The following is a 12149-nucleotide window of genomic DNA, read 5'->3' on the forward strand; positions in this document are numbered from 1 at the left end:
ATGAATGGTAACTCCCTCTCATGGGAGGGGTGTGTTGGGATTGAGCGAAGGCAGGGAGGGGTTTATACGCCTTTGCAACGATTGGGCTTCTCGCTGAAACCCCTCCCTACACCCTCCCAAGGGAGGGAATCGCGCAGCCCCCTAAACGAAAATCCGCTAACTATCTTTCCGTGGCTATTCCTTTTGAGAAAGGATTTTTGAAAAACCTTTATTCAGCATTATACCAAACAAGAAAGGCTACCTCATAAGGCAGCCTTTACTCGTTTTATCAAAATTATTTCAATCAGATCGCCTCCAACTGCAATACTACGCTGGTGTGGTAAGTATTAGTTTCCGGGTTGATACCTACATTCATTAGGAAATCGCCGGTAAAAGTTAAATCCTCATTACCTAATACCGAACCTGTGCCCGGGTAAAGGTTAATCTCTTTTACACGGTATTTTTTGTTAGGATCGAGGCCTTTTAAACGTACCGGAACTTTGGTGCCCGAACCGTAACGGTTATTTACCAGGTAATTGAACATAACCGCTTTTGATTTATCAGTATTTACGTACATGATAGATGCAGCATCGTTATCCCATGGCGAGGCTAAACGGTACTGATCGCCATGCCAGATCGCATCTTTCAGGCCATCATAATTTTTAAGAGCCGACTGGCAGAAGCTCAGATCATTTTCGCTTAGCTTGCCGATAACAATATCAAAGCCCATTTTACCCATCATAGCCACATCCACACGGTATTTAATAGGCTGCTTGCCCCAATCGGTTACGTGGTTTGAGCTGGTGATAGCCGGGTAAAAGAACGAATACTCCCACTGAATAAATACGCGCTCCAACGGATCGGTATTATCACTTGGCCAGTACTCGGTAAAGTATTGCAATGCTCCATAATCCACACGACCGCCGCCGCCTGAGCAAAGCATCAAAGGCACTTTAGGATACTTAGCACGAACACGTTTCAATACATTGTACAAGCCGTTCACATAGTCAACATAAATATGCGACTGGTCTTTTTTCAGGTATGCTGAGTAAGCATTATAGATAACCGCGTTGCAATCCCATTTGATATAAGCCAGGTCAGGATTTTTAGTGAACAGGTTATCAACCACGCCAAATACAAAATCCTGTACTTTAGGGTTGGCCAAATCAAGTACCAACTGGTTCCTGAAATATTTTTCAGGGCGGTTTGGTTGTTTGATCACCCAATCAGGATGAGCTTTGTACAAATCACTGGCCGGGTTAACCATTTCCGGCTCAATCCAGATGCCGAATTTAACGCCGTTAGCCTGCGCTTCTTTTACCAATGAGCTGATTCCGTTTGGCAGCTTTTGTTTATTCTCCTGCCAATCGCCTAAACCAGCATTATCGCCGTTACGCGGGTGGCTGTTACCAAACCAACCATCGTCCAATAAAAACAGGTCGACGCCTAATTTTTTGGTATCTTTTAACAAACCTGCAAGTTTGCTCTCGTTAAAATCAAAATAGGTAGACTCCCAGTTGTTCAACAGTGTAAGCCTTGAGCCGTTACCGTCAACAATTTTGTACTGGCGTGCCCAGCTTTGCAGTTTACGACTGGCATCGCCTTTACCGTGATCAGAGTAAGTATACAGGAACGCCGGCGTAGTAAATTCAACACCCGGCTTTAAATGATACTCAGAAGCTGCATTGTTAATACCTGCAATAATTTTAAGGTTATTGGCTACATCCAATTCAAAATCCACCCTGAAATTGCCCGACCATTCCATAGCGCCATAAAGCACTTTGCCTTCGTCTTCGGTAGCTGGTTTATCCATTGATATGGCGAACATAGAATGCTCGTATAAGTTGGCACGGGTACCCAGTTTGCTGTCGATGGTTTTAATACCGTGGGTTAAACGGGCCTCTTCCGGCTGAACTTCCATAGCCCAGTTGCCATGGTATTGTTTCAACCAAAAACCGCCGGTAGTATTGCCCTTCAGGTTTAAATTGGCCGATGCATATTTGTTAAGGGTAACAACACCTTTTTCGTTGTGCTTAATAACCGACCATTGTTCGGTCACATCTTCTTTAAAGTATGTTTTGTAGTATAGTTTTACCTCAAAATCATAAGCAGGATCTTTCAGGGTAACTACCAATAATGAAACATCATCGCTCACCTTGCTCATCGTGTGGCTCACATAAGCAAGGTTCAGTGATTTATTACCATCGGCATGGGTAACGGTAATGGCAGGCTCGCCCAAACTTGCCGATCCTGATGGCGTATAAACATCATTCTGTACACCCGAATCATCGGCTTGTTTATACATTTTGCGGATGCTGCTGTACTCAGTTGCATTGGCAAGCTTTGCACCCAGGTACACCATGTTCAGGTGTTTCTCGGCATCGGTTTGTAATACCAGCGCGTTATGCTGGGTTTCAACAGGAATGGTTACATCCTGCGCTGCCGCCCTACCGGCCAACAGCATTGAGCCTGCGAAAAGCAGGCCCAGTGGTAAAGTTTTTCTTTGAGTAGTTCTCACGTGTGAATTTTGGTTTAACCGGCTACTTCGGTAATTTGGTTTATCATGTTTTGATGTATCCTCGCGCCATAGTGCCCGGCATCAAGTTTCAGAACCTCGGTGAAGGCCTTTTGTGCCTGCTCAAAATCATGTAAACCGAGGTATCCCAGTCCCTGTAAAAAGTGGCAATGCACGCGGTTCCTTACCTGCAGATCATCTTCAAAAATGAGCAAATTTGGCAGCGAGACGGCAAAGTAATCAATTTTTACGTTATCATGCATGTGCTTAATACCATAATTAAGCAGTTTTTTGAAGATACGCTCTGCTGATGTACTGTCACCCAGACATTTTTTAGCTAAACCCTGATAAAAGATCTTATCCGGCTGTTGATCGTTATAAAAAACAGCTGCCGTCGGGTCTTCCAAACCTATGGCTGCTTTCTCAAAATAAGCCTTCGCCAACGCTATTTCCTGCAGACCTTCATATGCTCTTCCCAACCAATAAAAGATATCATTTTCCTGGGTGCCGAACAGCTTGCCCTCGCCCAAATTATGCGGGTAAGTTTGCGCCTGCGTTAACTGCTCAACGGCCTCATTGTATTTACCATCGCGGATGTTTTGTTTAGCCAATTCAACCAGCGCCGCAACATACTGACCGGATGCTTTACCTTCGCCGCCCTCCCATGGGTGGAAAGTCCTTTGCATCACTTGTTCAAACGCCGTTTGATGCTCACCCAAAAAATTGTATAGGGTAGCCCGCTCTAAATAAACATCATCGCGCCGTTTGGCGGTCTCCAGGTTGGCTTCAACAAATTGCAGGCGTGAATCGGCCGCATGGTTCAGTTTTTTATAAAGCTGATCAAGCTCCATCAGGATCCGGGCATCGGTGGTATCCAGGGCAAAAGCCTTTTCAAAACAAGCCAGGGCTTTTGCAGGGTCGTTTCGTTTATTGTAATAAGCTATTCCAAGGTTCCTGAACACTGTTGGGAAAGTATCATCCAATTGTGCCGACGTTTCCCAGGCGGCAATGGCATCGTCATACTGCAGTTTATCATAAAACAAGTTGCCTAAGTAATATGGCGCTTTGGCATCGGTAGGAATTAAAGCAGCAGCCAGTTTTAGCACACTGATATCTTCCAGCCTGTCGGGAAAACATAAATATGAATCAGCGGCAGATGCCTGTTTGAAATACTCGGATGCCTGTTCGTTATTGCCTAACTGGCAAGCAAAGTAGCCAAGGTAATAATATACCATAGGGCTGGTAGCATCGCCATTGACAGCATAAATAAGCAAATCGGCAGCTTCCTGGTACAGGCCGGCGTTGCTATAGTCAAGGGCATACTCAATGTAATTTTGGTAGTAACCTCGTGACAGTTTGGTTAGTTCGTTAAGGCTGTTCATGGCTTTTTCTTCATTACCCAAAGCCTTGTAAGCGTAAACCAACTCAAACAAAGCACCTAAATTAAACGCATCCCTTTTTATAGCCGCTGTAGCTATTTCAACAGCCTCTTCAAAACGCCCCAGCTTGCGGAAAGCCGCCGAACGTAAAACATAAGCCTTGCTGTTATTGGCGTTTCTATCCAGTGACGATAACGAATGGTCAAGCGCCAGTTCGTAATCACCATTTTCCAGGTCAATCTGAGCTACCGAAAAATAGCCGCTGTCTTTCCAGGCATTGCTCCAGGTAGCTTTATAGAATGATTTATAAGCCTCATCTTTTTTACCCAGGAACTTCAAGGCCAGTCCTAAATTGTAATAGCACTCGCTATCATAAGGGTTAGGATTACGCTGTGTGATGATTTCAACCGCTTTGCGGAAATAAGGTTCGCTTTTAGCAAACTGCCCGCGGCGCAGATACCATAAACCTAAAGCATTGTTATTGCGGATATCCTTGGCATCGCGGCGTAAAGCTTCTTCATAATATGGTACCGGGCTATAAGTAGCATGACGATACTGCTCCAAATGCTGAGCGGTTAAAAACAACTGCTCGTTATTTTCTACATCGGCAGGCATCAAGGCCGGTTTGGCCGCTTCGGGAATGTTATTGAGCTTATTGCTTGCCGCATCATACTTAATCAGTTCTTTGCCCGCTGCCGAGTGTACGGTAAGCAATAATAAGTTCTCATTGATATCTTTAATGGCTATCTCGCGGGTATAAACCTGTTCAGGTACAATGCAAACCTGCTCACTTAGCAATACCTTCCCATCGTGCTGTAGTTTGAGGTTCAGGTTGTTTTGCTCACCGGTTACGTAAACTTTTAATAATAGCTTACCATCAGCGTAGTCAAGCGCCAGCAGGATATCTTTTGTAGCATTTTTAATTACACCAAGTTCGCGGTATGGCATAAAGTATTGGGTAAAATGCTTTTCCTCATGCGGCATCAGCCAGGTAAAATCGGGCTGATTATCAGTAAACATGCCGGTCATGAGCTCAATGTATGGGCCGTCTTCGTCGGTCAGGTTCCTGTCCCAGGCCACACCGAAATCGCTATGCCCCCAGGTCCACTGTTTTTTACCGGGTGATACATGGTGATTAGCTACATGCAGTAAGCCTGCCTGCGAATCATGCTCATATCCGCCCACAAAATCATAATTAGAGTTGATAGCCATGTACGACGTTGGCACCGGGATATTTTTATACCTTGAGATATCGGTACCCGGCGAATAATCAACTTTATAGTAAGTACCTGTAGCTATAGGGAAGGTTGATACATCGCGCTTGCCGTGGTCAAAAACCGCGTTCACATCCGGTGGAAAAACCGACTGGTAATCGTCATTAACCTTTACTGCCGGGTTGGCCCACCATAAAAAGGTCTGCGGCAAGGCAGAGCGGTTATAAAGTTTAGCTTTTATTTCGATGTATGCCTTATCAGGATGCAGCGTAAAACCGGCCATGCCCTTGGTATGGAACATGCGCTCTACCTCGTTAACCCAAACGGTTTTGCTGCCATCGGCGTTTTCTTCGGTTTTATAATCAACCGGTTCAAACGTACTTGGGCGGTGATGCTGCGGCCAGTTAAACTCGATGCCGCCCGAAATCCACGGACCGGTTAAACCTACCAGCGCCGGTTTAATTACCTGGTTGTAATAAATAAAATGACGGTCCTTGATCTTGTCATAAGCCATCTGGATCCGGCCGCCAAGTTCGGGCAGGATCAGCACTTTGAGATATTTATTCTCCAGGTACAAACCTGTGTATTCTTTATCTTCTTTTTCGTCGTAAATTTTTTCGATAACAGGGTTTGGATATACCTTGCCGCTGCTGCCCTGGTAAACACGCTTTTCAAAAAACATGGGGTTTTTATCGGGCTTGCCTATACCGTAGGTTGGGATGATTACCTTCTCTTCCCAAACATTTACATACAAATTATTCATGTAGCTTATAATTATTAATGTCTTATTAAATTTTCTTCTAACTCTTCAAGGGTCTGGCCTTTGGTTTCTTTTACCTTCTTCAATACAAACACGAAGCCTAAAAAGCATATCCCGGCGTACATATAAAACGGCCCGTAAGTGCCCAATACCTTAGCAAGGATGGGGAAGGTAAACACCAGTATAAAATAGGCGCCCCATAACGATACAATGGCTACTGTTGATGCAGCGCTGCGAATTTTATTAGGGAAGATTTCGGCAATAAGTACCCAGGTAATAGGCGCAAGCGAAAGCGCGTAGGTGCTGATGGCAAGCAGTACAAATACAGATACCAATTTGGCCGATAAATGGTTTTGCAACAGGTAAGCCAACACAATATAAAATATCGAAAGCCCTAAGGAGCCGATAAGCATTAACGGTTTACGGCCAAGCTTATCAACCTGCCACATAGCCAGGAGCGTAAATACCAGGTTAACTATACCAATGGAAACGGTTTCAAACAGTTGCTGATTAAGACTTGAGCCTACCGAGGCGAAAATGGTTGAAGTGTAGTTAAACACTACGTTGATACCACAAAATTGTTGAAATACAGCGAGGGTGATGCCAATCAGCACAGCCGGTCGAACAGCCTTTTCAAATACAGCACGGTACGACTCTTTGCTCGTTGCCCCTTTCAGTGATTTTTGGATAGCCTGCTGAGTAGAGGTAACAAATTCTTCGGAACCTATTTTGTAAAGTACCTTTTCGGCATCCTCATGCCTGCCAACTTTCATGAGCCATCTCGGGCTTTCGGGCAGGAATAATACGCCCAGCATAAAAACAAGCGCCGGTACGGTGCCTAAGCCAAACATCCAGCGCCAGGCGTTATCACCGGCATCGGCCAAAAAGTAGTTGCACAGGTTGGTGATCAGGATGCCCAGTACTACGGTAAGCTGATTAATGGCTACGTTACGCCCGCGCACCTTGGCCGGCGAAATCTCGGCAATGTACATGGGGCACAGCATCGATGCCATCCCTACTCCAATACCAGCTGCGAAACGCATTGTAATAAAGTAAGCAAGCCATGTTGAAAATGAAATGGCTAACGACGATACCGCAAAGATGAACGCGGCAAGCATCAGCCCCGGCTTGCGGCCAAATTTTTCGGCAATACTACCGGCAATGATACAGCCCACAATACAGCCCAGCGCGAGCGATCCGGTAAGAAATCCCTCCCAAAGCGGATCAAGCGCGAACTCTTTGCGAAGGAACGGCAACGCGCCAGATATTACGGCAAAATCAAAACCGAACAGGTAGCCGCCCAGTGCCGAAATAAAGGATATCCCTATAATGTAGCTGCTGTTAAACTTAACTTCTTTTTTTAAATCAGTGATCATTTGTTATTGATTAGCTTCTTCTTCTCTTTATAAATTTACTTAATTAACATCGGTTACTTAAAGCGTTCCGTTTTTCTACCTTTCACCTTTATCCTTTTACCTAACTTCTATCCTTTCACCTTATTTCCCGTGCAAATGCACAACCGCGCCGCCACCCGGTGCCAGTTTCAGGTTCAGTTTGGTTGAGCGATTAACGGTGATGGTTTTATGCTCGTATTTCTCGGCATTCTTATCCGCGTCGGCCGCATCGCTGTACAGGTCGGCGGTATAATTGACACCGGCAGGCAAAAAAGAAAAATCAACATTGATATCCCTCGCGTCCCAGTTGGTCATGGCGCCAACATACCAGTCGCTACCTTTCTTTTTTGCTATCGCGATGTATTCGCCTACTTTGGCATCAAGCGGTTTTGTTTCGTCAAAAACGGTTGGCACGGCTGATAAATATTGTTCGATATCCGGGTACTTTTCATACTCGGTAGGCGAATCGCAAAACACCGCCAGCGGCTGATCAAACACCACAAACATGGCCAGTTCGTGACAGCGGGTGCCCTGGGTGGATGGCAATCCCTCGGCTATCGGTTTAAAAGTATCTTTTGATTTGTTGCGCATAGATCCCGGTGTATAATCCAGCGGACCGCCCAGCATCCTGATAAAAGGAAATGTAGTATGATGCACCGGGTTGGTGGTAAAATCCCATTTGGAACATTCCTGTCCGCGTACTGCCTCGTAATTAACAATATTGGGGTAAGTGCGCTGCAAGCCTGTCGGTTTTGAGCAGCCATGGAAATCAACCATCAGGTGGCGTTTGGCAGCTCCTTCGGCAATTACCTGCAGCCATTTAATGGCTTGCTGATCGTCACGGTCAAAAAAATCGACCTTAATACCAACCGCGCCAATGTCTTTTAAATAATCAAGACTAGCATCCAGGTCTTTTAGTAGCGGCGCAGCCACACACCAGACAAAAATGCCTACATGCTTTTCATTAGCATGCTGAATTACCGCACGGATATCTGTTTTTTGCAAACGCTTTTTAACATCGTAATTATCGCTCCAGCCGGCATCAATCATCATGTATTCCAGGTGATTTTTGGCTGCGAAATCGGTATAGAAATTATACAATTGCGTGCTTCGGTTTTCCATACCCGATGGGATTGGCGCGCCGGGCAAAATGGCGTCATGCCACCACTCCCATGCTGCTTTTCCAGGTTTTATCCAGGCTGTGTTTTCCAATACTGAAGGTTTTGATAACTTATAAACCAATTGGTTATTCAGTAAAGTTTTATCATCATCCGTAGCAATAATTACCCGCCATGGATACTCTTTTTTACCCGGCTCTTTAGCAATATAGTTTTCGCGGGAGGTTACTACCGATACAAAATCGCCCCAACTGCCCATTTTGGTTGTGGCCGGGTAAGCAGCCCACTCACCGGTCATGTTTCCGTTTCTCTTTTTAATATACATACCGGGATAGTCAAACAGATCAGCTTCTGCAACAACCAGTTTTACGCCGTTGTTATAAGCATACAAAGCCGGGGTAATAGCATGTTTATCTTCCTTTATTTCGCCGATAGATTTGTACTGGTTATAAGCCAGTTCCCAGGCCGTATAATTATCTGTTTCGGCAATGGTTGCGCCGGGGTTTCCTTTCAGGTTAAAACCAGCCTGTTCGCTTATTACTTTAACCGAATCTTTTAAGTCGGTAACAAAGCGATAAGCTACACCTTCATTGTAAGTGCGGATAAGCAGTTTATAATTCCCTGCAAAGCTAATGGCCAGTTCATTATAATTATCGGTAAGCATAGCTGCTTTACCATACAGCGGGCGGATAGTTTTATTTACCATTGATGGCTTAGCGCTCAACACTTTGCCATTCGTGCCAAGGGTGGTTTTATCCAGCTTTAGACCAATAGCCGATGACGAGATCAGCTGATTATTTTTGTAGCTCAAGGCATAGCTAATGCTGTCATTTACCTTAAGTTCCAGTTTCAGGTTATTATCGGGCGATTTAACCGTGTAGCTTTGCGCCGAAATACGAAGAGTAAAAGCAGATAGAATAAAAAATATCAGGGTAGTTTTTTTCATATAGTACCAAACTTGTATAAAATGCTTTGATCGTAAACATCGCCCACCTGTAAAATGGCCTGCGGAAAATTAGGATAGTTAATGCTATCGGGATAATGCTGGCATTCGAGGCAAAGCGCGTCGAATGGTTTTGCCCGATTACCGGTATGGGTTGGCGAAGTACTGGTTAAATAATCGCCGGTGTAAAGGAACACGCCTGGATAATCGGTATAAACTTCAAGGCTGCGGCCCGATGCTTCATCAATTAAGAGGGCCGCATTGGTCAGGGCACGTTCTCCGGCTTCTTTGTTGATAATATAAAACAAGTTAAGTCCTTCAACCCGAGTTTCATCTATCTTAAATTTATCGCTCAGCTTATTATTGTTAAAAGCCTTTTGTTTGGCAGGTATAATAGCCCCGCTCGGCGTATAATCTTCATACGAATCCACAATATTATCCGATAACAAGGTAAGCTTGTGGTTATAGATCTTGCTTTTAAATGCTGAGAGATTAAAGTAAGCATGATTGGTAAAATTAGCTATGGTGTTTTTATCGGTGGTGGCTTTGTAATGGATCAGCAATTCATTGTCGGCGCTCCAGGTGTAGGTTACGGTAAGTATCAACTCACCGGGATAGCCGCCATCTCCATCCAGACTGGTAAGCGTCATCACTACGCCGTTATCAATTGTTTCAGAAGCAAACACCCTGTAATTAAAACCGCTTTTGCCCGCATGGTTAGCGTTTTTGCCATCGTTGATATCCAGATAATAGATCTTATCATCCAGCCTGAAACGGGCATTGCTTATGCGGTTGGCATAACGGCCTATGGTTGAGCCTATGTAACAGGTATCATTCAAATATCCATCCAGGTCAGGAAAACCCACTACCAGGTTCTCAAATTGTTGTTCCCTGTCGGGCACCACAACCGATACAATGGCTGCGCCGTAGTTGGTAAGCTCAACGTAAGCCCCGCTTTCGTTTTCTATCCTGAAAAGGAAAACATCGGCGCCGTTAACCTGTCCCCATAACCGGGATGAAGTTTTAACAGCCACGTGCATATTGATATTTAAATTGATGCTTCATGTATTTACTTGTAGTTGGGCAGGCAATAACCTGTTTTAGTCCCTAATTGGTTTTGGTAAACCTACTATGAAACGGCGGTTAAAAAAATGGATATTTTTCAAAAAGTGATGGATAATCCTATCATCAATACATCGTTTTTGAAAACTTGTATTGATCAAAAAAATAAATACCTTTAAACACCAATTATGCTGTAATGTTATGAGTGCCGTAGCCGAACCCAAAAAGCGGATCAAAGAAGGCTTTATAGGTCAAAAAATGATCGTATTGCCGCCAAACATTAAAAAACCCATCACCAACAATGCTTTGATCAAGGGCTTTTACCTTACCGCTATAGGCTACTATCCCAAAGCGGCCTATCATGACCGCGAGCGCCGCACGGGCAGCAGTGAATATATCCTGCTTTATTGCATAGATGGAGAAGGCTATGTTTATTTAGGCGGCCAGGACCATGTACTTAAACCCAATACTTTTTTCATCATTCCGCGCAACGTTGCCCATCGTTACAAAAGCTCCGAAACTAATCCCTGGAGTATTTATTGGGTGCATTTCAGCGGTTTAAACTCGCAGCTCATTTATGAACGCTCGCTTGAAAACGGACAGCCCACAGTGCAATCCGTTCCGTATGACAGCAGTCGGATTAAACTGTATGAACAGATCTATGCCGTGCTTGAACACAGCTATCATGAAAAGGAAATGGAGATCGTGAACATCAATCTGCTCAGCTTCATCTCCTCATTGGTGTATTACAAACAAACCAACCCGGTTGATTATGATAATGATTTTGTGAGCAACTCCATCGCTTACATGAAAAAGCATATCAGCAAAAAGTTTGAGGTAATGCATTTGGCTAAGCAGCAGGGCATTTCGGCATCGCATTATTTGCGGCTATTTAAACAGAAAACAGGATCATCGCCCATTAACTATTTTAACCTGCTCAAGATCCAGGCTTCATGCCAGTATTTATATTTTACCGACAGAAGTATCAAGGAGATCTGCTCAGATCTGGGTTTTGATGATCCGTATTATTTTTCGAGGTTGTTTACTAAGCTGATTGGCATGTCACCGTCTAAGTATCGGAAAACGCATAAGCGATAGTTCCTTTCTTTAAAACTTACGAAGTTTTAAAAACTTCGTAAGTTTGGCTATGCGCCCGACCGTTCCAAGACTTTTCCATATCAGCGAACAACCGGGCATCAGCATATTTACTCCCCGCCCTTCCCCATCACATTTTGATAATGTTACTGGCGATGTTGTTTTTGCCATCAGCGATCAACTGCTACATAATTACCTGCTGCCTCGCGATTGCCCGAGGGTAACATTTTACGCAGGTAAAAACACAACCGACAATGATAAAAACCAGTTTATGGGCAATACAACAGCTCATTATGTTATTGCTGTTGAAAATGGTTGGTATCAACAGATAAAGGAAACTATCCTATTTCGCTACGAATTTGCTCCCGACGATTTTATGCTGATAGATGAGTGCGCGGGCTATTATGTATCCTATAAACCGGCTTTGCCGATAGCGGTTACGGTTATTGATGATATTATGGCGGCATTGTTAGGCAGAAATATTGAACTGCGGTTTATGCCATCATTGATTGGCATAGCAGAAGCTGTCCGGGATTCCAGCCTGCAGTTTTCACTAATCAGGATGCGGAATGCGAAAGAATGGTAATGTAATAAGCATCTGCCGACGCTCGGCTCCAGCCGAGTGTCAACTATTTCACGGCCTCTGGCCGGCGAAGCTGGAGAAGCTGGCCAGAGGCCTGGGGATATGAG

Annotated in this window: 7 protein-coding genes; 2 read left to right on the top strand and 5 right to left on the bottom strand. The window is 44.4% G+C overall.

The window, feature by feature from the left end; genetic code table 11:
- Positions 1-283: 283 nt before the first annotated feature.
- From EAH55_RS22435 to EAH55_RS22455, 5 genes are all read right to left on the bottom strand, one after another.
- Complete coding sequence (locus tag EAH55_RS22435) at positions 284-2497, bottom strand: alpha-galactosidase (protein WP_244228298.1); 2214 nt, start codon at positions 2495-2497, stop codon at positions 284-286.
- A gap of 14 nt (positions 2498-2511) precedes the next feature.
- Entirely contained in the window at positions 2512-5850 is a 3339-nt protein-coding gene (locus EAH55_RS22440) for a tetratricopeptide repeat protein (protein ID WP_121811609.1), read from the bottom strand.
- A gap of 14 nt (positions 5851-5864) precedes the next feature.
- Positions 5865-7223 carry a sugar porter family MFS transporter gene (locus tag EAH55_RS22445; protein WP_121811610.1) on the bottom strand — a complete coding sequence of 453 codons (1359 nt, stop codon included), beginning with the start codon at positions 7221-7223 and terminating at the stop codon, positions 5865-5867.
- 120 nt (positions 7224-7343) lie between these two features.
- Positions 7344-9305 (bottom strand): glycoside hydrolase family 97 protein, encoded by a 1962-nt coding sequence (locus tag EAH55_RS22450; protein ID WP_121811611.1) that lies wholly within the window; start codon positions 9303-9305, stop codon positions 7344-7346.
- A complete protein-coding gene (locus EAH55_RS22455) occupies positions 9302-10336 on the bottom strand; it encodes an aldose epimerase family protein (RefSeq protein WP_208644906.1) in 1035 nt (344 codons plus the stop codon). Before EAH55_RS22455 ends, EAH55_RS22450 begins: the two co-directional genes overlap by 4 nt.
- A 229-nt stretch (positions 10337-10565) precedes the next feature.
- Here EAH55_RS22455 and EAH55_RS22460 point away from each other — a divergent pair, with 229 nt between their 5' ends.
- Positions 10566-11462 (top strand): AraC family transcriptional regulator, encoded by an 897-nt coding sequence (locus EAH55_RS22460; RefSeq protein ID WP_121811613.1) that lies wholly within the window; start codon positions 10566-10568, stop codon positions 11460-11462.
- Between the two features lie 49 nt (positions 11463-11511).
- Entirely contained in the window at positions 11512-12045 is a 534-nt protein-coding gene (locus EAH55_RS22465) for a DUF6886 family protein (protein ID WP_121811614.1), read from the top strand.
- Positions 12046-12149: the final 104 nt, after the last annotated feature.

This window comes from Mucilaginibacter kameinonensis (assembly GCF_003675385.1).
Lineage (GTDB): Bacteria > Bacteroidota > Bacteroidia > Sphingobacteriales > Sphingobacteriaceae > Mucilaginibacter > Mucilaginibacter kameinonensis.

Excerpts from the sequence above, each read along its gene's own strand:
- EAH55_RS22440 (WP_121811609.1), bottom strand. The coding sequence starts at position 5,850 with ATGAATAATTTGTATGTAAATGTTTGGGAAGAGAAGGTAATCATCCCA.
- EAH55_RS22445 (WP_121811610.1), bottom strand. The coding sequence starts at position 7,223 with ATGATCACTGATTTAAAAAAAGAAGTTAAGTTTAACAGCAGCTACATT.
- EAH55_RS22450 (WP_121811611.1), bottom strand. The coding sequence starts at position 9,305 with ATGAAAAAAACTACCCTGATATTTTTTATTCTATCTGCTTTTACTCTT.
- EAH55_RS22460 (WP_121811613.1), top strand. The coding sequence starts at position 10,566 with ATGAGTGCCGTAGCCGAACCCAAAAAGCGGATCAAAGAAGGCTTTATA.
- EAH55_RS22465 (WP_121811614.1), top strand. The coding sequence starts at position 11,512 with ATGCGCCCGACCGTTCCAAGACTTTTCCATATCAGCGAACAACCGGGC.